Origin of the sequence: Alsobacter ponti (assembly GCF_024294805.1) — a bacterium.
Classification (GTDB): Bacteria; Pseudomonadota; Alphaproteobacteria; order Rhizobiales; family Beijerinckiaceae; genus Alsobacter; species Alsobacter ponti.
This window is the reverse complement of record NZ_JANCLU010000001.1, coordinates 200,403-221,560: the sequence shown is the minus strand read 5'-3', so window position 1 is coordinate 221,560 and position 21,158 is coordinate 200,403. Positions and strand designations below refer to the sequence as shown.

General features: G+C 72.0%; 18 protein-coding genes. 12 read left to right on the top strand and 6 right to left on the bottom strand.

The window, feature by feature from the left end:
• Nucleotides 1–7: 7 nt before the first annotated feature.
• Genes hutG through hutI form a run of 3 tightly spaced genes read right to left on the bottom strand, consistent with a single transcriptional unit; the run spans nt 8 to nt 3,602 of the window.
• Nucleotides 8–826, bottom strand: a complete 819-nt coding sequence (hutG, locus tag NK718_RS01100; RefSeq protein ID WP_254737710.1) for an N-formylglutamate deformylase — start codon at nt 824–826, stop codon at nt 8–10.
• Nucleotides 823–2,364, bottom strand: a complete 1,542-nt coding sequence (gene hutH, locus NK718_RS01095; protein WP_254737708.1) for a histidine ammonia-lyase — start codon at nt 2,362–2,364, stop codon at nt 823–825. Before hutH ends, hutG begins: the two co-directional genes overlap by 4 nt.
• Complete coding sequence (gene hutI / locus NK718_RS01090) at nt 2,361–3,602, bottom strand: imidazolonepropionase (RefSeq protein ID WP_254737706.1); 1,242 nt, start codon at nt 3,600–3,602, stop codon at nt 2,361–2,363. Before hutI ends, hutH begins: the two co-directional genes overlap by 4 nt.
• A 102-nt stretch (nt 3,603–3,704) precedes the next feature.
• Here hutI and NK718_RS01085 point away from each other — a divergent pair, with 102 nt between their 5' ends.
• From NK718_RS01085 to NK718_RS01075, 3 genes are all read left to right on the top strand, one after another.
• Nucleotides 3,705–5,063, top strand: a complete 1,359-nt coding sequence (locus NK718_RS01085; protein WP_254737704.1) for a formimidoylglutamate deiminase — start codon at nt 3,705–3,707, stop codon at nt 5,061–5,063.
• 3 nt (nt 5,064–5,066) lie between these two features.
• Nucleotides 5,067–5,783 (top strand): histidine utilization transcriptional repressor HutC, encoded by a 717-nt coding sequence (gene hutC / locus NK718_RS01080; protein ID WP_254737702.1) that lies wholly within the window; start codon nt 5,067–5,069, stop codon nt 5,781–5,783.
• A gap of 434 nt (nt 5,784–6,217) precedes the next feature.
• Entirely contained in the window at nt 6,218–6,652 is a 435-nt protein-coding gene (locus NK718_RS01075; RefSeq protein ID WP_254737700.1) for a Ros/MucR family transcriptional regulator, read from the top strand.
• 89 nt (nt 6,653–6,741) lie between these two features.
• On the opposite strand, the gene minC is transcribed toward NK718_RS01075, so the two are convergent.
• Together minC and rocF are read right to left on the bottom strand one after the other, a co-directional pair.
• Nucleotides 6,742–7,449 (bottom strand): septum site-determining protein MinC, encoded by a 708-nt coding sequence (minC, locus tag NK718_RS01070; RefSeq protein WP_254737698.1) that lies wholly within the window; start codon nt 7,447–7,449, stop codon nt 6,742–6,744.
• Nucleotides 7,450–7,596: 147 nt separating this feature from the next.
• The gene (gene rocF, locus NK718_RS01065) at nt 7,597–8,550 is read right to left on the bottom strand and encodes an arginase (protein ID WP_254737696.1); all 954 of its coding nucleotides are present in this window, start codon (nt 8,548–8,550) and stop codon (nt 7,597–7,599) included.
• A gap of 150 nt (nt 8,551–8,700) precedes the next feature.
• Here rocF and NK718_RS01060 point away from each other — a divergent pair, with 150 nt between their 5' ends.
• On the top strand, nt 8,701–11,109 hold the full coding sequence (locus tag NK718_RS01060; protein WP_254737694.1) for a thiamine pyrophosphate-binding protein: 2,409 nt from the start codon (nt 8,701–8,703) through the stop codon (nt 11,107–11,109).
• Here NK718_RS01060 and NK718_RS01055 read toward each other — a convergent pair whose 3' ends face one another.
• A complete protein-coding gene (locus NK718_RS01055) occupies nt 11,110–12,183 on the bottom strand; it encodes an AI-2E family transporter (protein WP_254737692.1) in 1,074 nt (357 codons plus the stop codon).
• Between the two features lie 149 nt (nt 12,184–12,332).
• On the opposite strand from NK718_RS01055, the gene NK718_RS01050 reads away from it, so the two are divergent.
• The 8 genes from NK718_RS01050 (at nt 12,333) to NK718_RS01015 (ending at nt 21,151) form a co-directional block, all read left to right on the top strand.
• Complete coding sequence (locus tag NK718_RS01050) at nt 12,333–12,593, top strand: hypothetical protein (protein WP_254737690.1); 261 nt, start codon at nt 12,333–12,335, stop codon at nt 12,591–12,593.
• A gap of 113 nt (nt 12,594–12,706) precedes the next feature.
• Nucleotides 12,707–13,720 (top strand): BMP family protein, encoded by a 1,014-nt coding sequence (locus tag NK718_RS01045; protein WP_254737688.1) that lies wholly within the window; start codon nt 12,707–12,709, stop codon nt 13,718–13,720.
• A gap of 106 nt (nt 13,721–13,826) precedes the next feature.
• Nucleotides 13,827–15,434 carry an ABC transporter ATP-binding protein gene (locus NK718_RS01040; protein ID WP_254737686.1) on the top strand — a complete coding sequence of 536 codons (1,608 nt, stop codon included), beginning with the start codon at nt 13,827–13,829 and terminating at the stop codon, nt 15,432–15,434.
• Nucleotides 15,431–16,501, top strand: coding sequence for an ABC transporter permease (locus tag NK718_RS01035; RefSeq protein WP_254737684.1), 1,071 nt, complete (start codon nt 15,431–15,433; stop codon nt 16,499–16,501). The genes NK718_RS01040 and NK718_RS01035 overlap by 4 nt, the downstream gene beginning before the upstream one ends.
• Nucleotides 16,498–17,442 (top strand): ABC transporter permease, encoded by a 945-nt coding sequence (locus NK718_RS01030; protein ID WP_254737682.1) that lies wholly within the window; start codon nt 16,498–16,500, stop codon nt 17,440–17,442. Before NK718_RS01035 ends, NK718_RS01030 begins: the two co-directional genes overlap by 4 nt.
• Before the next feature lie 77 nt (nt 17,443–17,519).
• The gene (locus tag NK718_RS01025) at nt 17,520–18,812 is read left to right on the top strand and encodes an amidohydrolase family protein (RefSeq protein ID WP_254737680.1); all 1,293 of its coding nucleotides are present in this window, start codon (nt 17,520–17,522) and stop codon (nt 18,810–18,812) included.
• Nucleotides 18,813–18,842: 30 nt separating this feature from the next.
• Nucleotides 18,843–19,784 (top strand): acetamidase/formamidase family protein, encoded by a 942-nt coding sequence (locus NK718_RS01020; RefSeq protein WP_254737678.1) that lies wholly within the window; start codon nt 18,843–18,845, stop codon nt 19,782–19,784.
• Nucleotides 19,785–19,885: 101 nt separating this feature from the next.
• The gene (locus NK718_RS01015; protein ID WP_254737676.1) at nt 19,886–21,151 is read left to right on the top strand and encodes an allantoate amidohydrolase; all 1,266 of its coding nucleotides are present in this window, start codon (nt 19,886–19,888) and stop codon (nt 21,149–21,151) included.
• The last annotated feature ends 7 nt before the right edge of the window (nt 21,152–21,158 follow it).

The window sequence follows — 21,158 nt, the reverse complement described above, 5'->3', positions numbered from 1 at the left end:
CGGGGTGTCAGGCCCGCGCGAAGGCGAGCGCGGTTTCGAGCACGCGGGCCAGCGTCTGGCGCGCCGGCTCGGCGAAGTCGGAGTCGAAGGGCGTCGGCCACGCGCCGGAATCGACCGGGCCGGGCCTCTCGCGCATGTAGAAGCGGCAGGCCAGCTCCATCTGCAGGGCGTGGACGCCCGCCTCCGGGCTGCCATAGGCGCGGGTGATCCAGCCGCCCTTGAAGCGGCCGTCCACGACGAAGGAGCGGCCCGAGGCGCGCAGAATCTCGGTGATCGCGTCCACCAGCGCGAGGTCGGCCGACGCGCCCGAGTTCGTGCCGAGGTTGAACACCGGCAGCTCGCCCTCGAACAGGCGCGGAATGACCGAGCGGATCGAGTGGCAGTCGTAGAGCACGATGGCGTCGTGGCGCGAGCGCAGACGGCCGATCTGCTCGCGAAGGGCCGCATGGTAAGGCTCGAAATAGTCGCGGCGGCGCGCCGCGATCTCCGCCTCGTCCGGCGCCTCGCCGTCACGGTAGAGCGGTTCGCCGTCGAACGTTGTCGTCGGGCACAGCCCGGTGGTCGCCTGGCCGGGGTAGAGCGACGCGCCCGACGGATCGCGATTGACGTCGATGACGGTGCGCGACACGGATGTCCGCACCACCGTCGCGCCCAGCTCGTCGGCGAAGCGGTAGAGGCGGTCGATCCACCAGTCGGCGTCCTTGCGCGCCAGCCAGGGCGACACGACGCGGCTCTCCAGCCCGCGCAGGTCGACGCCGGTGTGCGGAATGCTGACGAGGAGCGGCGCGTCGCGCTCGACGACCTCGAGCCAGTCGGGGCGGGTCATGGCCGCGCCTCCGCGAGCGCCGGCAGGGCGATGCCGGCCGCCTCGGCGAGCGCGCCGGAGCGCACCAGCGCGATGGCGGCCTGCATGTCGGGATGCATGTGCCGGTCGTCGGAGAGATGCGCGACCTCCCCGCGCACGAGGCCGCGAACCGCCTCCAGCGCGGCGCTCGATGTCAGCGGCGCGTGGAAGTCGCAGCCCTGCGCCGCCGCCAGCAGCTCGATGCCGATCACGGCGAAGGCGTTCTCGGCCATCGGCGCGAGGCGGCGCGCGCCGTGCGCGGCCATCGACACATGGTCCTCCTGGTTGGCGGAGGTGGGGATGGAGTCGACGCTGGCCGGGTAGGCGCGCTGCTTGTTCTCGGAGACGAGCGCGGCGGCGGTGACCTGCGGGATCATGAAGCCCGAGTTGAGGCCGGGCTTCGGCGTCAGGAAGGCGGGAAGCCCGGACAGCGCCGGGTCGACCAGCATGGCGATGCGGCGCTCGGCCAGCGAGCCGATCTCGCACACGGTCATGGCGATCATGTCGGCGGCGAAGGCCACCGGCTCGGCGTGGAAGTTGCCGCCCGACAGCGCCTCGCCGTCCTCGGCGAAAATCAGCGGGTTGTCCGACACGCCGTTCGCCTCGGTGGCGAGCAGCGCGGCGGCCTGGCGCAGCACGTCGAGCGCCGCGCCCATCACCTGCGGCTGGCAGCGCAGGCAATAGGGATCCTGCACGCGCTCGTCGCCGACGAGGTGCGAGGCGCGGATGGCGCTGCCGGCGAGCAGCGCGCGCAGCGCCTGCGCCGTCTCGATCTGCCCCGGATGGCGGCGCAGAAGATGGATGCGCGGATCGAACGGCGCGTCGGAGCCGCGCGCCGCGTCGGTGGACAGCGCGCCGGTGACCAGCGCCGCGCGCAGCAGCGTCTCGGCCTCGAACAGGCCGGCGAGCGCGTTGGCCGTGGAGAACTGGGTGCCGTTGAGCAGCGCGAGCCCTTCCTTCGGCCCCAGGGCGACGGGCGCGAGCCCGGCCGCCGCGAGCGCGTCGCGCGCCGGCACGCGGCCGGCGGGCGTGATCGCCTCGCCGACGCCGATCATCACCGCCGTCATGTGCGCCAGCGGGGCGAGGTCGCCCGACGCGCCCACCGAGCCCTGGGCGGGCACGACCGGCACGACGTCGCGCGCCAGCATGTCCTCCAGCAGCCGCAGCGTGGCCGGGCGCACGCCCGACGCCCCCTGCGCGAGGCTGGCGAGCTTCAGCGCCATCATCAGCCGCGCCACCGGGCGCGGCATCGGCTCGCCGACGCCCGCCGCGTGCGACAGCACGATGTTGCGCTGAAGCGTCTCCAAATCGGCGTCGTCGATGCGGACGCTGGCGAGCTTTCCGAAGCCGGTGTTGATGCCGTAGACGGGTTCGCCCCTGGCGAGGATCCGGGCCACGGCCTCGGCGCCGGCCGCCACGGCCCGCGCGCAGGCCGGATCGAGCGACGGCGTCGCCCCGCGATAGATGGCGCGCCAGTCGGCGAGCGAGGCGTCGCCGGGCCGTAGTACGATGCTGGTCACTGTCCCCTCCTGATGCGGGCGTGAAGCGGGTTGAAGCCCATGCGGTAGACGAGCTCCGCCGGGCTCTCGACGGTCCAGATGGCGAGGTCGGCGGCCTTGCCGGCCTCCAGCGTGCCGATCTCGGCGGAGAGGCCAAGGGCGCGGGCCGCCTCGCGTGTGACGCCCGCCAGGCATTCTTCCACCGTCATGCGGAAGAGGGTCGCGGCCATGTTCATGGCGAGCAACAGCGAGGTGAGCGGCGCGGTGCCCGGGTTGCAGTCCGTGGCCACCGCCATCGGCACGCCGTGGCGGCGGAACAGGTCGATCGGCGGACGCCGCGTCTCCCGGATGAAGTAGAACGCGCCGGGCAGGATCGTCGCGACCGTGCCCGCCCGCGCCATGGCGGCCGCGCCGTCCTCGTCGGTGTGCTCCAGATGGTCGGCCGACAGCGCGCCGTAGCGCGCCGCCAGCGCCGCGCCGTGCAGGTTGGACAGCTGGTCGGCGTGAAGCTTCACCGGCAGGCCGAGCCCGCGCGCCCGCTCGAACACGCGGGCGATCTGGTCCGGCGAGAAGGCGATGCCCTCGCAGAACCCGTCGACGGCGTCGACGAGCCCTTCCGCGGCGAGCGCCGGCAGCATGACGTCCGCGACCTGCGCGATATAGGCGTCCTTGTCGCCGGCGGCTTCGGGCGGCAAAGCGTGCGCGCCGAGGAAGGTGGTCACCACGCGCATGTCGCGCAGCTCGCCGAGGCGGCGCGCGGCAGCGAGCGACTTGCGCTCGTTGGCGAGGTCGAGGCCGTAGCCGGACTTCACCTCGACCGTGGTGACGCCTTCGGCCGCCAGCGCGTCGAGGCGCGGCAGCGTCTCGCGGACGAGGTCGTCCTCGCTCGCCGCGCGCAGCGCCCGCACCGAGGAGACGATGCCGCCGCCGGCCCGCGCCACCTCCTCGTAGCTCGCGCCGGCGAGGCGCATTTCGAACTCGCGCGCCCGGTTGCCGGCGTGGACGAGATGGGTGTGGCAATCGACGAGGCCCGGCGTGATCCAGCGCCCGTCGCAATCGACGGTCTCGGCGCGCGCGGCGGCGGCGGCCGGCAGGTCGGCGCGGCGGCCGGCGAAGACGATGCGGCCGTTCTCCGCGAGGACGGCGCCGTCCTCGACGATGCCCAGTCCCGGCTGGCCGGCCGCCATCGTGGCGAGGCGGGCGCCCGTCCACAGCCTGGCGCGGCCCTCCTCCCGGTTCTCCTTGCCCGCGACGGACATGGGCGCATTCTCTCCTTGAGTTCCTCGCGTCGTTCGTTATTGTATAGACATAATGTTCGAACGGACGCAACCCCGATTGTGGATCTTGGGCGGGAGACACGAATGACGACCCTGCACGCCGGCCAGGCGCTGACCCCTTCCGGATGGCTGCGCGACGTTCGAATCGTCGTCGAGGACGGCCGCATCGCCTCCGTCCAGGCGAACGCGGCGGCCGAGGCCAACGACGAAGTTTGCGCGGTGCTGCTGCCGGCCGTGGGCAATGTCCACAGCCACGCCTTCCAGCGCGGCATGGCGGGGCTGGCGGAGACGCGGGGAAGTTCGGCGGACAGCTTCTGGAGCTGGCGCGACACGATGTACCGCTTCGCCCTGTCGATGACGCCGGAGCAGGTGGAGGCCGTCGCGGCGCAGCTCTATGTCGAGATGCTGGAAGCGGGGTTCGGCCGCGTCGGCGAGTTCCACTATTTGCATCACGACCGCAACGGCCAGCCTTACGCCGCCCCCGCCGAGATGGCGCAACGCATCGTCGCGGCGGCGGGAGACACCGGTATCGGCCTCACCCTGCTGCCCGTGTTCTACGCCCATGCCGGCTTCGGCGGCATCGCGCCCTCGCCTCTGCAGCGCCGCTTCGTCTGCGGGCTCGACTTGTACGCGCGGCTGCTGGAGGAGAGCCGCGCCGCCGTCGCCGCGCTTCCGGGCGGCGTTGTCGGCGTCGCGCCCCACAGCCTGCGCGCGGTGACGCCGGACGAGCTGGGCCATGTGCTCGACATGGCGGGCGGCGGGCCGATCCACATCCATGTCGCCGAGCAGATGCGCGAGGTGGAGGACTGCCGCACATGGTCGGGCGCGCGCCCGGTGCAGTGGCTGCTGGAGCACGCCGCCGTCGACCCACGCTGGTGCCTGATCCACGCCACGCACATGACCGGGGAGGAGAACGAGGCCGTGGTGCGACGCGGCGCGACGGTCGGCCTGTGCCCGATCACCGAGGCCAGCCTCGGCGACGGCGTGTTCGACGCCAGCCGTTTCGTCGCGGCCGGCGGGCGCTTCGGCATCGGCTCGGATTCCAACGTGCTGGTCGGGCTCGGCGACGAGTTGCGCCAGCTCGAATATTCGCAGCGCCTCAAGCTGCGCGCCCGCAACGTGCTGGCCCAGCCCGGCGGCTCGACCGGGCGCTTCCTGTTCGACGCGGCGCTCGCCGGCGGCGCGGCGGCGCTGGGCGCGCCGCTTTGCGGCCTCGCGCCGGGCGCGCCGGCCGACATGGTGTCGCTCGACGTCGACGATGTCGCGTTCGCCGGCCGCGGCGGCGACGCCCTGCTCGACAGCCTGGTGTTCTCGGCGCGCGGCACGGGCGTCGACAGCGTCTGGACGGCGGGCCGCAAGCGCGTCGAAGCCGGCCGCCACGTCGAGCGCGAGCGCGTCGCGGAGCGTTTCCGCCGCGTGATGGCGGACCTGGCCTCGCGCTGATCCATGACGCGGCCGCAATCCCTGCACCAGTCGATCCTCGGCGAGATCGAGGACAAGATCCTGTCCGGCGCGTGGCCGCCGGGTCACCGCATCCCGTCGGAGCACGAGCTGACCGCCCATTACGGCGTCTCGCGCATGACGGTGAACAAGGTGCTGACCCAGCTCGCGGCGGGCGGCCTGATCGAGCGCCGGCGAAGGGCGGGCAGCTTCGTCAGCCGGCCGCTGACCCAATCCGCCGTGCTCGACATCCGCGACATCCGCACCGAGGTCGCCGCGCTCGGCCTGCCCTATCGCTACGAGGTGACGGTGCGCCGCCGACGCCGGGCGGCCGGGGCCGACCGCGCGCTGATCGACCTGCAAGCCGGCGCGCCCGTGCTGGAGCTCGGCTGCGTCCACTTCGCCGGCGCGCGGCCGTTCTGCCGGGAGGAGCGCCTGATCAGCCTCGACGCCGTGCCCGAGGCGGCCGAAGAGCGGTTCGACGAGGTCGCCCCCGGCGCGTGGCTGGTCGGGCGCGTGCCGTGGACCAGCGCCGAGCACCGGATCCGGGCCGTCGGCGCGGATCGCGACGCGGCGGCGCTGTTCAGCATGGCGGAGGGCGCGGCCTGCCTCGCCGTCGAGCGGCGCACCTGGAGCGCCGAGCGCCCCGTCACCTTCGTGCGGCTGACCTACCCGGGAGACGCGCACGAACTGGTCGCTCGCTTCGCGCCGACACAAGGTTGAACGGCGGCGTCACGAGTTCGCGGAAAGTCTTGACAATTCACAAGCCGCGAGAATTCGTCTCGCCCTCCAATCAAGCGCGCCCGTTAACGGCGATTCACAAAGTGTTCGCGGCCGCGGCGACCGCCGCTCGGCCCCGTGCATCTGGCGCGAAATGTCAAATGCAGGTTTCGGCACCACTGTCCGGCGCAGCGAGCTGCCATTACATATCGGTAAGATTGGCGCGGATATCGTTAAAAAATAACCGCGCGACATGGCGGTTTGCGACGGTTGGTTGCAGAGGGGCAGACAGGGGATACAGGCCCACCAATACTTGCCATCTTGCGCCATCCGGAGATGTTTTAATTTTGCGTGATTGCGAAAGCCCCTCTTGAAAACGGATTCGAAATGGAGCACATCACTCCATTATCAACTCACCTTTGGGAAGCCCCGTCATCATGGATCAGTCCGCGTCTCCCGCGCCCGTGCTCGAACTCGCGGTGGATATCGTTTCCGCCTATGTCAGCAACAACACAGTCGTTTCGGGCGAACTGCCCAGCCTCATCAACGACGTGCATAAGGCGCTGCTGACCTTGCAGAGCGGCGCGGCCGAGCCTGCCCCGGTCGAACTGAAGCCGGCCGTTCCGGTCAAGAAGTCGGTGATGCCGGACTACATCGTCTGCCTTGAGGACGGCCGCCAGTTCAAGTCGCTGAAGCGGCATCTGCGCACGGCCTACGGCATGACGGCGGACGAATACCGCGCCAAGTGGGGCCTGCCGAGCGACTATCCGATGGTCGCCCCGAACTACGCCGCCGCCCGCTCCGCGCTCGCCAAGAGCATGGGCCTCGGCCAGCAGCGCAAGAAGTCGGTGAAGGCCCGCGCCAAGAAGTAGTCGCGCGCGCCAATTTGATGCGAAAAGGCCGCCGGGTTCGCCCGGCGGCCTTTTTCATGCGCGTCGCGTCGGCGATGCGGCGAACCGCGTCAGTCCATCGGCTCGGTGATCAGGCGGCCGCCGTCGAGGCGCGCCTGCACCGGCTTGCCGTGCAGCCGGGGGTCCAGCGAGTCCGCGTCGAGATAGTACCCGTCGATGCACAGGAACTCGGCCTCGAACTTGCGGCAGAAGATACGCGCCTTGTCGTTGCCCGACGCGCCGGCGATAGCCCGGCCGCGCAGCGCCCCGTGCACGGTGATGGAGCCGCCGGCGACGATCTCCGCGCCCGACTGCACCGCGCCGACGACGGTGACGTCGCCGCGCGGGAAATAGATCGACTGGCCGCTGCGCACGGCGCCGTCGACGACCAGCGAGCTGGGCTCGCCGTCGGACGGCGCCACCGCGTGCGCGTGGGCCTGCTCGGCGGCGACCGCCGGCGCGGGCTCGCCCTTGCCGCCGACGAGGCTCGGCGGGATGCCGAGGCCGAGCCACTCGACCTCCGCGCCGTCGATGCCCATCACGCGCACGTTGCGGGCCTGCAACTGCTGCACGAGCGCGGCGATGCCGGCCTTGTCCAGCGCCACGGCGGAGAGATCGAGGATCACCGGCCGGCCCATGAAAAACGCCGGCGCGCGGGCAAGCCAGGAATCGAGGTCCTGGTACCACTTGTCGAGCGGCGGATCGGGCGCGACGACGAGCGCGAGGAAGTTGCGGCCGCGGAAGCGGATGGAGGGACGAGGGTCGGTATTGGTGCTCACGTCTCTGTCCTGCCTGAAGGCCCGGCGTCGCCCGGGCGCAGCCGGGCGGCGCTCCGGGGGCAAGCGGCGGCGGGGCCGCGAATCACGATGCCACTCGATTGAGGAACACCGTTCCCGCCGCGCGCGCAAGTCGCGCCGCGCACATCGCTACGCACGCGGCGACGGCCGGTGCACGATCGAGCGGCCGAACAGGCTGCCGACCAGATCGACCGCCACGCGGGCGCTCTTGCCGCGGTCGTCGAGGAAGGGGTTCAACTCCACGATGTCGAGCGAGCGCACCAGGCCGCTGTCGTGCAGCATCTCCATCACGAGGTGCGCCTCGCGGTAGGTGGCGCCGCCGGGCACGGTCGTCCCCGTGCCGGGGGCGAGCTCCGGGTCGAGGAAATCGACGTCGAAGCTGACGTGCAGGTGCGTCGTTTCGGGGTCGAGCCCGTCGAGGATGCCGCGCAGCAGGGCGGACATGCCGAACTCGTCGATCATTCGCATGTCGACGCAGTCGACGCCGCGCTCCACCAGCGTCCGCCGCTCCTCGGCGTCGACCGAGCGCACGCCGAACAGGTGGATGTCGCCCGCCGCCAGCGCCGGGAAGGCGCGCTCGCCCAGCACCGGCGTCAGCGACGGCTCGCCGCACAGGAACGCCACGGACATGCCGTGCATGTTGCCCGAGGGGGACGTCGCCGGCGTGTTGAAGTCGGCGTGGGCGTCGAGCCACAGCACCACCAGCCGCCGCCCCGCCTCGGCGCAGAAGCGCGACACGGCGCTGATCGTGCCCATGGCGATCGAATGGTCGCCGCCCATGAAGATCGGCAGCGCGCCGCTCGCCAGCAGTGAGAGGGCGCGGTCGTGGATCTCGCCGGTCCAGGCCGCTACGTCGGAGAGGTTGCGGCAATTGGCGAGCTCGCCCGGCGCGAACTCGGGTACGGCGTGGGGCACGTCCATGTCGCCTTCGTCCACGACGTGGTGGCCGAGCCCGGCGATGGCGGCGCGCAGGCCGGCCGTGCGCAGCGCCGCCGGCCCCATCACGGTGCCGGCCGCGCCGGCGCCCAGCTCGAGCGGAACGCCGATCAGCGCGATGGTCGACTTGGCGGCGGAGGCGGGCATGAATCGGGCTCTCGAATCGGGCGGTCTGCAGGCGCGTCGCCGGCGCGGCGTCGCCGCCGCATCGTAGGGAGACGGCCGGACCGGTCAATCGGGACTTGAGCGGCGGCTCCGGCCGGGACAGGATCGCGAACACCCAGAGGAGGCCCGTCCGTGTCCGATCCCCGCCTGCCGCCGCTCACGGAGCTGAATCGAAAGGTGCTGTGGCTCGCATCGTGGATGATCCACAACGCCAACCATGTGCGGACCAACGAGGACGGGCTGAAGGTGGGCGGGCATCAGGCGTCCTCCGCCTCGCTCGCCGCCATCATGACGGCGCTCTATTTCGCCGTGCTGCGCCCGCACGACCGCGTGGCGGTGAAGCCGCACGCGAGTCCCGTGTTCCACGCCATCCAGTACCTGGCCGGCCTGCAGACGCGCGACAAGCTGGAGAATTTCCGCGGCTACAAGGGCGCGCAGAGCTATCCCTCGCGCACCAAGGACGTCGACGATGTCGACTTCTCGACCGGCTCGGTCGGGCTCGGCGTGGCGCAGACGCTGTTCGCCTCGCTGGCGCAGGACTACGTCAGGGCGCACGGCTGGGGCGGCGACGAGCCGGAAGGCCGCATGATCGCCCTGGTCGGCGACGCCGAGCTCGACGAGGGCAACATCTTCGAGGCGCTGCTGGAGGGCTTCAAGCACGGCGTCCGCAACACGTGGTGGATCATCGACTACAACCGCCAGAGCCTGGACGCGGTGATCCGCGAGGGGCTGTACGCCCGTTTCGAGGCCCTGTTCCGCTCGATGGGCTGGGACGTCGTGACGCTGAAGCACGGCTCGCTGATGCGGCAGGCCTTCTCCGAGCCCGGGGGCGAGCGCCTGCGCGAGTGGATCGACACCTGCCCCAACCAGGTCTATTCGGCGCTGACCTTCCAGGGCGGCGCGGCCTGGCGCAAGCGCCTGCTCGACGACCTCGGCGACCAGGGGCCCGTGACGAAGCTGATCGAGCGGCGCAGCGACGAGGAACTGGCCGCGCTGATGACCAATCTCGGCGGCCACGACCTGCCGACCCTGCTGGAGGCGTTCGAGAGCATCGACCACGACCGGCCGGTCTGCTTCATCGCCTACACCGTCAAGGGCCACGGCCTGCCGCTCGCCGGCCACAAGGACAACCACTCCGGCCTGATGACCCCGGCGCAGATGGACCAGTTCCGCGCCGGCATGAACGTCCGGCCCGGGCACGAATGGGACAAGTTCGAGGGCCTCGCCCTTCCGCGGCGCGAGCTGGAGGCGTTCATCGCCCGCTCGCCCTTCCACGCCCGCGGCCGCCGCCGGCTCGACGCGCCGGCGATCCCGGTGCCCGCCACGCTGGAGGCCGCGACGCAGCCCGTCGTCTCGACGCAGATGGGCTTCGGCCGCATCCTCGACGAGATCGCGCGCGCCGGCGGCCCGCTGGCCGAGCGCATCGTCACCACCTCGCCGGACGTCACCGTCTCGACCAATCTCGGCCCGTGGGTGAACCGGCGCGGACTCTACGCCCGCGCCTCGATGGCCGACACGTTCCGCGAGGAGCGCATCGCCTCGGCGCAGAAATGGGAGTTCTCGCCCACCGGCCAGCACCTCGAGCTGGGCATCGCCGAAATGAACCTGTTCCTGGCGCTGTCCGCGCTGGGCCTGTCCTACTCGCTTTTCGGCGAGCGCCTGCTGCCCATCGGCACGCTCTACGACCCGTTCATCGCGCGCGGGCTCGATGCGCTCAACTACGCCTGCTACCAGGATGCGCGCTTCCTGCTGGTCGCGACGCCCTCGGGCGTGACGCTGGCCCCGGAGGGCGGCGCGCACCAGTCGATCTCCTCGCCGCTGATCGGCCTGGCCCAGGACGGGCTTTGCGCCTTCGAGCCCGCCTTCGTCGACGAGCTGGCGGTGATGATGCGCTTCGCCTTCGACTACATGCAGCGCCACGGCGAGGGCGAGCACGACGACAGGCCGATCGAGGAAAAGAGCTGGCTGCGCGACGAGACCGGCGGCTCCGTCTACCTGCGCCTGTCGACGCGGCCGGTCGAGCAGCCCGGCCGGGCCATGACGCCGGAGCTGGCCGCCGCCATCATCGACGGGGCGTACTGGCTGCGCCCGCCGGGCCCGAACTGCGAAGTGGTGATCGCCTATCAGGGCGCGATCGCCCCCGAGGCGATCGCCGCCACCGGGCTGATCGGCGAGGACCGCCGCGACGTCGGCCTGCTCGCCATCACCTCGGCCGACCGCCTCAACGCCGGCTGGACGGCGGCGGAGCGCGCCCGCCAGCGCGGCCAGACCGGCGCGATGAGCCATGTCGAGCGCCTGCTGGCGCCGCTGTCGCGCGATTGCGGCCTGGTGACGGTGATCGACGGGCACCCGGCGACGCTGGCCTGGCTCGGCTCGGTGCACGGCCACCGCCTGCGGGCGCTCGGCGTCGAGCATTTCGGGCAGACCGGCTCGCTCGCCGACCTCTACCGCCACTTCGGCATCGACGCGAACGCCATCGCGGCGGCCGCCCAGTCCGTCGCGCCGGGACGCCCCGTGCGGCATCTGCGCGCCCTGCCCTGATCAGCCGGGCTTCGCCTCCCCCGGCACGCTGGTCGGCTCGTCGAGCACTTCGCGCACGTAGAGCGCCTTGACGAGCACGTAGAGGACGACCGTCAGCGGCACGGCGAGAATAACGCCGAGCACGCCCAGCATCGCGCCGAAGGCGATGACGGCGAACAGCAGCAGCGCGGGCGGAATCTCGACCGAGCGGCGCGTCACGATGGGCTGGATGACGTTCGACTCGATCTGCTGGATCGCCAGGAAGGCGGCGATGGTCCACATCAGCGCCGACGTGCCCATGCCCGCCGCCGCGAGGATGCCCGCCGCCGCGCCGAGGAAGGGGCCGAGCAGCGGGATGAACTCGAGCACGCCGGCGATGAGCCCCAGCCCCGCCGCCGCCGGCACGCCGATGAACCACAGCGCCAGCCCCGTCAGCACGCCGGTGATGACCATGGCGAACAACTGCCCGAGCAGCCAGAGCTTGAGCGCCCGCCCGGCGGCGTCGAAGGCGCGCGACGTCTTGGCGCGCGCGGCCTGCGGCAGCAGCATTACGAACCCGTCGCGGTAGAGGCGCGGCGTCAGCGCGATGTAGACGCCGCCGAACAGCACGATCAGGAGGTCGGTGGCGGCCCCCAGCGCCGTCGCGCCCAGCGAGGTGACGCGGCCGAGCATGTCGCCGCCCGCCAGCCGCTGGAACTCGGACGCGATCACCGCCTCGAGGTCCGGCACGCCGAGGGCGTGGCCGACCTTCGGAATGGCGGACTCCGCCGCCTGAGCGGCCTGGGCGAGCTGCCCCGCCACCTGCGCGCCGAGGAACCACAGCGTGCCGCCGACGACGCCGAGCACGATCAGCGCCGACAGCGGCAGCGCCCAGACGCGCGGGATGCCGGTGCGGCGGGCGATGGGATCGCCGATGGCGTGCAGAACGGTCGAGACGACGACCGCGCCGAAGATGAGCAGCAGCACCTGCGACAGCTCGACGAGCAGCGCCGCCAGCGCGCCGATGCCGAGCGCAATGCACACCGCCACCGCTACGCGGCGGGCGAAGGTGTCCGAATGGGTGGAAGACGGAGCGGAACCGTCGGTCGTCGGCATCGATCAGGTCCCGTACTCCCCCGGCCGCCAACGCGGGCGCGCGCGGCGACGTTCCCGCCCGCCTGCCTGGAACGCCCGGCGGCTCCCGGAAGTTGGCCCGCCGGAATGAGCCCCGGCACGCCGCCGGCCCCGCGAAGGACAACGACGCCATGCGCTTCATCGATCGGCCGCTCGACCTCGTCGCGCTCGACGCGGTGCTCGACGCCATGGCCCGCGCGCCCGGCACGCCCGAGACGCAACAGCTCGTCATCGAGCTGCAGGTGCTGGTGGAAGAGGCGCGCCGCGCCTTCGACCGCGCGCCCTGGGATGACCGCATCGTCACGCGCTGGCGCGCCCTGGAGGCGGCGATCCGGACCGGCCGGGACGGTTCGCCCGCCCCTCCCGACGCCGAGCCGGGCTGGCGGGCGTAGCCGCCTCCCCCCGGCGGCGGTGGACAGCGCCCCGCGCGGCGGGCTTTCGCGTTGATTTGGCCCTCGTCCCGCGTGACACTCCGGCGATTCAGGGGCCGACCAGGGGGACGACCATGACGAGCAGGATCACCGCCGACCTCAACCGCCGCGCCGCGCTGGGCCTCGGGGCCGGCTTCGCCGCGCTCGCCGCGACCGGCGGCACGGCCTTTGCGCAGAAGACGCCGCCGATCAAGGTCGCGGCCATCTACACCGTGCCCGTCGAGCAGCAATGGGTGTCGCGCATCGACAAGGCGCTCAAGGCGGCGCAGGCGCGCGGCGAGGTGACGTACAAGTTCTCCGAGAACGTCGCCAACACCGACTACGAGCGCGTCATGCGCCAGTACGCGCAGGAGGGGAACGACCTGATCGTCGGCGAGGCCTTCGCGGTGGAACGCGCCGCCCGCAAGGTGGCGGCGGACTACCCCAAGATCGCCTTCCTGATGGGCTCGTCCTTCGGACCGACCAAGCCGAACTTCGCGGTGTTCGACAACTGGATCCACGAGCCGTCCTACCTGTCCGGCATGGTGGCCGGGAAGACCACCAAGTCGAATGTCATCGGCATGGTGGGCGGCTACGCCATTCCCGAGGTCAACCGGCTGATGCACGCCTTCATGGAGGGCGCGAAGTCGGTCAACCCGAATGTCAAGTTCCTCGTCTCCTTCATCAACTCCTGGTACGACCCGCCCAAGGCGAAGGAGGCCGCCTTCGCCATGATCGACAAGGGCGCGGACATTCTCTACGCCGAGCGCTTCGGCGTCACCGACGCGGCCAAGGAGCGCAAGGTCAAGGCGATCGGCAACGTCATCGACACCGCCAAGGACTATCCGGGCGTCATCCTCGCCTCCGCCCTGTGGCACATGGAGCCGACCATCGACCGCGCCGTGAAGGCGGTCACCGCCGGCACGTTCGAGCCGATCGACTACGGGCAGTTCAGCTACATGTCCTATGGCGGCGCGAGCCTCGCCCCGCTCGACCCGGCGCTGGTGCCCGCCGACGTGTCCGCGCTGGTGCAGGCGAAGGAGAAGGAGATCGCCGACGGCCTGTTCCGCGTCGACGTCAACGACGCCGAGCCCAAGTCGACCATGTGACCGGACGGTCCCTCGTGACCGATCGTCCGACAGCGCCGGCGGCTCGCTCCGCCGGCCGCTTCCGCCCCGCCGCGTCGCGGCGGGATCGTCCCGGCGCGGCCCGCCGATGAGCGCCGCGCGGGGCCCGCAGGCCGAGGCGCGCGCGCCGGCCCGGCCGGTGCTGTCGCTGCGCGGGATCACCAAGCGCTTCGGCCCGCTGATCGCCAACGACGACATCGGCTTCGAGGTCGCGCCCGGGGAGATCGTCGCCCTGCTCGGCGAGAACGGCGCGGGCAAGACGACACTGATGAACATCATCTTCGGCCACTACGTCGCCGACGAGGGCGAGGTGTCGGTGGCCGGCCCCGACGGCGCGCTCGCGCCGCTGCCGCCGGGCTCGGCGGAGGCGGCGCTGCGGGCCGGCGTCGGCATGGTCCACCAGCACTTCACGCTGGCGGAGAACCTCACCGCCTTCGAGAACATCGTGCTCGGCACGGAATCGCTGTGGCGGCTCTCCTATGGCGGCGGCGGCGCGCGCGCCCGGGTCGAGGCGATCGCCGCCTCCTCCGGCCTCGACGTCGACCTCGACGCGCCGGTGTCGCGCCTGTCGGTGGGCGAGAAGCAGCGCGTCGAGATCCTGAAGGCGCTCTACCGCGACGCGCGCGTGCTCATCCTCGACGAGCCGACCGCCGTGCTCACCCCGCAGGAGGCCGACGGCCTGGCGGCGACCGTGCGCGCGCTGGCGGCGCGCGGCCTCGCCGTCATCTTCATCAGCCACAAGCTGGCCGAGGTCGTGGCCCTGTGCCACCGCATCCTCGTGCTGCGCGGAGGAAGGCTCGTCGCCGACCGCGCCGCCGCCGGCTGCGACCGCGCCACCCTCGCCGACCTGATGGTCGGCCGCAGCATCGAGGTGACGCGCACGCCGCGCCGGCCCGGCGGCCCGCCGGTGCTGGTGCTGGATCATGCCAGCGCCGACGGCGAACGCGGGCGCGGCGCGCTGCGCGAGGCGAGCCTCGTCGTCCATGGCGGCGAGATCGTCGGGGTGGCGGGCGTCTCCGGCAACGGACAGGGCGCGCTGGCGGCGCTGGTCGCCGGCCTCGCCGCGCCCCGCAGCGGACGTCTGGAAGTGCTGGGCGGCACAATCCGCGCCGCCGATCCCGCCGCGATGGTGCGCCGGGGGGTCGGACGCATCCCGGAGGACCGCCATCGCGAAGGCAGCATCGGGCGCATGAGCATCGCCGAGAACCTGATGCTGGAGAGCGTGCGCGACGGCGCGTTCCAGCGCCTCGGCTTCATCCGCCGCCGCGCCGCGCGCGAGCACGCCGAGGAGGCCATCGCCGCCTTCGACGTGCGCTGCCCCGGGCCGGACGCGCCCATCCGCCTGCTCTCCGGCGGCAACATGCAGAAGGTCATCCTCGCCCGCGCGCTGGAGCGCTCGCCCATGCTCATCCTCGCCAACCAGCCGACGCGCGGCCTCGACGTCGCCGCCACGGCCGACGTCCACCGCCGCCTCATCGCGGCGCGCGACCGCGGCGCGGGCGTGCTGCTGATCTCCGAGGACCTGGACGAAATCTTCGTGCTGGCCGACCGCATCGCCGCCATCCATCACGGGCGGCTGACGCCCTCCTTCGCCACCGAGACGCTCGACACCCGCGCCGTCGGGCTGATGATGGCCGGGCATGACCCGACGACGCAGGAGCCCGAGTTCGAGACGGCCGGCGGGAGGGCCCCATGATCCGGCTGGCGCGGCGCGACAATCCCCCGCTCTGGCTGTCGGCGGTGGCGTCGGTCGGCGCGGCGCTGGCGGCGTTGGCGCTCACCGCCGTGCCGCTGGCGCTCACCGGCGCCCCGGTGGCCGGCGCGTTCCGCCTGATGGCCGAGGGCGCGGCGGGCTCGCTGTTCGCCTTCACCGAGACGCTGTCGCGCGCCACGCCGCTGATCTTCACCGGCCTCGCCGCCGCCATCGCGTTCCGCGCCCGGCTGTGGAACATCGGCGCGGAGGGCCAGCTCTACGCCGGCGCGCTCGCCGCCGTGGCGGTGGGCACGGGCGCGGTGTCGCTGCCCGCGCCGGCCCTCGTGCCGCTGGTGCTGCTGGCGGGCGCGGCGGCCGGCGCGCTCCTGATGCTCGCGCCCGTCGTCTTCAAGCTGCGCTTTTCGGCTGACGAGGTGGTGACGACGCTGCTGCTCAACTTCATCGTGCTGCTGTTCGTGCAGATGATGCTGGAAGGCCCGATGAAGGACCCGATGGGGCTGGGCTGGCCGCAGTCCGAGCCCCTGGTCGACGAGGCGGTGCTGCCCAAGATCGTCGACAAGATGCGTCTGCACTGGGGCTTCGGCATCGCCGTCGTCGCCGCCGTGCTGGCGCAGCTGATGATCGACCGCACCGTCTGGGGCTTCGAGATCCGCGCCGTCGGCGAGAACGCGCCCGCCGCGCGCTATGCCGGCCTGCCCGTCACCCGCACCATGCTGCGCGTCGGCCTGCTGTCGGGCGCGTGCGCCGGGCTCGCCGGCGCGTGCGAGGTGGCGGGGCTGAAGGGCTATCTCACGGCGGACCTGTCGCCCGGCTTCGGCTACGCCGGCATCGTCGTGGCGATGCTCTCCGGCCTGTCGCCGCTGGGCGTGATCCCGGCCTCGATCTTCGTCGCCGGGGTGTTCGTGGGCGCGGACACGATGAGCCGCTCCATCGGCGTCTCCAACTATCTCGCCGACCTCGTGGTCGCCATGGCGCTGCTCTGCGTGCTGGTCGGCGGGCTGGCGACGCGCTACCGCGTGGAATTCACCCGCCGGGATGCCAGGACATGACCGCGACGCTCGACATCCTCGCCAACCCGAGCTTCTGGGCGGCGGCGCTGCGCATCGCCACGCCGCTGATCTTCGGCGTGCTCGGCGCGCTGCTGTGCGAGCGGGCGGGCGTGCTCAACCTCGGCATCGAGGGCATCTTCGTGGCGGGGGCGATGGCGGGCTGGCTGTCGGTCTATCTGGGGCTGTCGCTGTGGGGCGGCGTCGCCGTCGCCGCGCTCACCGGCGCGGCCTTCGGCCTGCTGCACGCCATCCTCACCGTGCCGCTCGGCCTGTCCCAGCACGTCACCGGCATCGGCGTGACGCTGCTCGCCACCAGCATGAGCTATTTCGGCTACCGGGTGGCGTTTCCCAGCGTCACCAGCCCGCCGCGCATCACGCCCTTCCAGCCGCTCGATCCCGGCCCGCTGCGCGCCATCCCGGTGCTCGGCGAGGTGCTGGCGCAGCAGACGGCGCTGACCTGGCTCGCCATCGGGCTCGTCGTCGTGCTCGGCTACGTCCTCGCCCGCACGCCGCTCGGCCTCGCGCTGCGGGCCTGCGGCGACAACCCGGCGGCGGTCGAGTCGCAGGGCCTGTCGGTGACGGCGCTGCGCATGGGCGCGGTGATGGCGGGCTCGGCGCTGATGGCGCTCGGCGGCGCGTTCCTCACCATGTCCGCCTTCAACGCCTTCTTCTTCGGCATGATCGGCGGGCGCGGCTGGGTGTGCATCGCGCTCACCGTGTTCGCGTCGTGGCGGCCCGGCAAGGCGCTGCTCGGCGCGCTGCTGTTCGGCGCCTTCGACGCCTTCCAGGTGCGGCTGCAGACCGTGTCGGGCGGCGTGGCGCCGAGCCAGGTGTTCCTGATGGTCCCCTACGCCCTCTCCATCCTCGCCTTGTTGCTCGTGGCCCGCCGGGCGGACTATCCACGGGCGCTGATGCAGCCTTATTTTCGCGGCCAGCGCTGAGCGCCGCGCCGCCCACGCGGGAGCGCGCCGCGCGGCGTGCGCGCCAGCCCGTCCGAGAGCCTTTCGAGGAGCCCGCCATGACCTTCGATCTCGTCGTCCGCAACGCTGCCCTCCCGGACGGGCGGACCGGCCAGGACATCGCCTGCCAGGGCGGGCGGATCGCCGCCGTCGCGCCCCGCCTCGACGGCGCGGCGCGGCGCACGCTGGAGGCCGAGGGCCGGCTCGTCTCGCCGCCTTTCGTGGATTGCCACTTCCACATGGACGCCACCCTGTCGCTCGGCCTGCCGCGCCTCAACCGCTCGGGCACGCTGCTGGAAGGCATCGCGCTGTGGGGCGAACTGAAGCCGCTGCTGACGCAGGAAGCCGTGGTCGAGCGCGCGCTGCGCTACTGCGACCTCGCCGTGTCGCAGGGCCTGCTGGCCATCCGCACCCATGTCGACGTGTGCGACGACCGCCTGCTCGCGGTCGACGCGCTGCTCGAGGTAAAAAAGCGCATCGCGCCCTATATCGACCTGCAGCTCGTCGCCTTCCCGCAGGACGGCTATTACCGCTCGCCCCGCGCGGCGGACAATCTGCGCCGGGCGCTGGACAAGGGCGTCGACGTGGTGGGCGGCATCCCGCATTTCGAGCGCACCATGGCGGACGGCGCGGCCTCGCTGCGGGCGCTGTGCCAGATCGCCGCCGAGCGCGGCCTGCTGGTCGACATTCATTGCGACGAGACCGACGACCCGCTGTCGCGCCACATCGAGACGCTGGCCTATGAGACGCAGCGCCACGGCATGCAGGGCCGCGTCGCCGGCTCGCACCTCACCTCGATGCACTCGATGGACAATTACTACGTCTCGAAGCTCATCCCGCTGATCGCCGAAGCCGGCGTCCACGCCATCGCCAACCCGCTCATCAACATCATGCTGCAGGGCCGGCACGACACCTACCCGAAGCGCCGCGGCCAGACGCGCGTGCCCGAGTTGCGCGCCGCCGGCGTCAACGTGGCGTTCGGGCACGACTGCGTCATGGACCCCTGGTACTCGCTCGGCAGCGGCGACATGCTCGAAGTCGCCTCGATGGGGCTGCATGTCGGCCAGCTCTCGTCGCGCGAGGCGATGCGCTGGTGCTTCGACGCCGTCACCGTCAACGCCGCCAGCGCCATGCGGCTGGAGGGCTACGGGCTGGAGCCCGGCTGCAACGCCGACTTCGTGCTGTTGCAGGCGGCCGACCCGATCGAGGCGATCCGCCTGCGCGCGACGCGGCTCGCCGTGGTCCGGCGCGGCGCGGTGATCGCCGAGACCGCCCCGCGCGTCGCCGCGCTCTCCTTGCCCGGCCGTCCGGCCACGCTCGACCCCACCGACTACGCGCCCCGCGAGGGCTGACCCTTCCCCCAACCCGGACACATCGACACCATGGCCCATCACCACCTGAAAGCGAGCGCCGAAACCTGCCACTGGGGCTTCTTCGACGGATCGCTGCCGCCCGTGCTCACCGTGGAGAGCGGCGACAGCGTCACCATCGACTGCCTCGCCGGCGCGCCCGAGCAATTGCCCGGCCCCGGCTTCCACGTGCCGCCCGAGATCCACGAGGTTCACCAGCGCGCCGTGAAGCAGCTCCCCGGCCACATCCTCACCGGGCCGGTGGCGGTGCGAGGAGCCAAGCCCGGCCACGTGCTGGAGGTGCGCATCAAGGACATCCAGCTCCGGCAGGACTGGGGCTACAACGTCATCCGGCCGCTCGCCGGCACGCTGCAGGACGATTTCCACGAGACGCGGATGCTGCACATCCCGCTCGACGCGCAGCGCAATGTCGCCACCCTGCCCTGGGGGCTGGAGCTGAAGCTCGCGCCGTTCTTCGGCGTCATGGGCGTCGCGCCGCCGCGCGGCTGGGGACGGCTGACCTCGCTCGTGCCGCGCGCCTTCGCCGGCAACATCGACAACAAGGAGCTCGTCGCCGGCGCGACCCTGTTCCTGCCGGTGTTCGTCGACGGCGCCAATTTCTCGTGCGGCGACGGCCACGGCGCGCAGGGCGACGGCGAGGTCAACGTCACCGCCATCGAGACCGCGCTGCAAGGCACGTTCGAGTTCGTGCTGCGCGACGACCTCGTCTTCACCTACCCGCGCGCCGAGACGCCGACGCACTACATCACCATGGGCATGGACCCCGACCTCGACCAGTGTGTCGTCCGCGCCCTGCGCGACATGATCGTGCTGATGGGCGAGAAGGCCGGCCTGTCGCGCGAGGACGCCTACACGCTCTGCTCCCTCGCCGCCGATCTGCACGTGACCCAGACCGTCAACGGCTCCAAGGGCGTGCACTGCATGATCGCCAAGGAGCTGCTCGACCGGCGGTGATAAAGCGGGCCGGGGCGGCCGGGCGGCCCCTTGCGCCGCCGCGCGGGGCCGCGCCATAAACGGTGGCCGCCGGGGCGGCGTGGCGCGCGGGAGGGCGACGGATGACGGACGGGGCGAAGGGCGGCGAACGGCTGATGGCGCGGCTCAAGGAGCTGTCGCGCTTCACGGCGCAGCCGGGCGAGATGACGAGGCTCTATCTCACCCCGGAGCATCGCCAGGCCGCCGACCAGGTCGCCGCCTGGATGCGCGAGGCCGGCATGGAGGTGGCGATGGACGCCGCCGGCACCGTCGTCGGCCGCTATCCGGCTGCCGCGCCCGGCGGCAAGACGATGCTGCTCGGCTCCCACATCGACACGGTGCGCAACGCCGGCATCTATGACGGCAATCTCGGCGTGCTCGCCGCCATCGAGGCGGTGGCGCGGCTGCACGAGAGGGGCGAGCGCCTGCCCTTCGCCATCGAGGTGCTGGCCTTCGGCGACGAGGAGGGCGTGCGCTTCCCGGTGACGCTGACAAGCTCGCGCGCGCTGGCCGGCCTGTTCGACCCCGCCTCGCTCGACGCCCGGGACGACGACGGCGTGAGCCTGCGCGAGGCGCTGGTCGCGTTCGGGCTCGACCCGGACGGCATCGCCGCGCTGAGGCGCGACCCGAGCCAGGTGATCGGCTACCTCGAGGCGCATATCGAGCAGGGGCCGGTGCTGGAGGCGCAAGGCGCGCCCGTCGGCGTCGTCACCGCCATCGCCGGCGCGACCCGCGCCGTGGTCGAAGTCTCCGGCGTCGCCGGCCACGCGGGCACCGTGCCGATGGCGCTGCGCCGCGACGCGGGAACCGCCGCCGCCGAGATGGTGCTGGCCGTGGAGCGGCTGGCGCGCGAAACGACCGATCTCGTGGCCACGGTCGGCCAGCTCCAGTTCCAGCCGGGCGCGGTGAACGTGATCCCGTCCGGCGTGCGCTTCACGCTCGATTGCCGCAGCCCGCGCGACGAGATCCGGGATGCCGCCATCCGGGCGCTCTCGGAACAATTCTCGGAAATCGCAAAGCAACGGAATGTCACGGTCGAAGTGCGCGGTTTCTATGACGAACCGGCCGCGAAGTGCGCGGAACATCTGGTTGCTTCGATCGAACAAAGTATCGCCGAGCGGAATATACAACCCATCCGCCTGACCAGCGGGGCGGGTCATGACGGGCTCGCCATGGTTGCGCTGTGCCCGATCGGCATGATCTTCGTGCGCTGCCGGGGCGGCATCAGCCACAACCCGGCCGAGCATATCACCACGGAAGACGCCGGCGTCGCCGTGGACGTGCTGGTCGACGTGCTGCGCCGCCTGGCGCGCCGGAACGATCCGACTTCCATGCCGAATTCCGGTTGAATAGGGA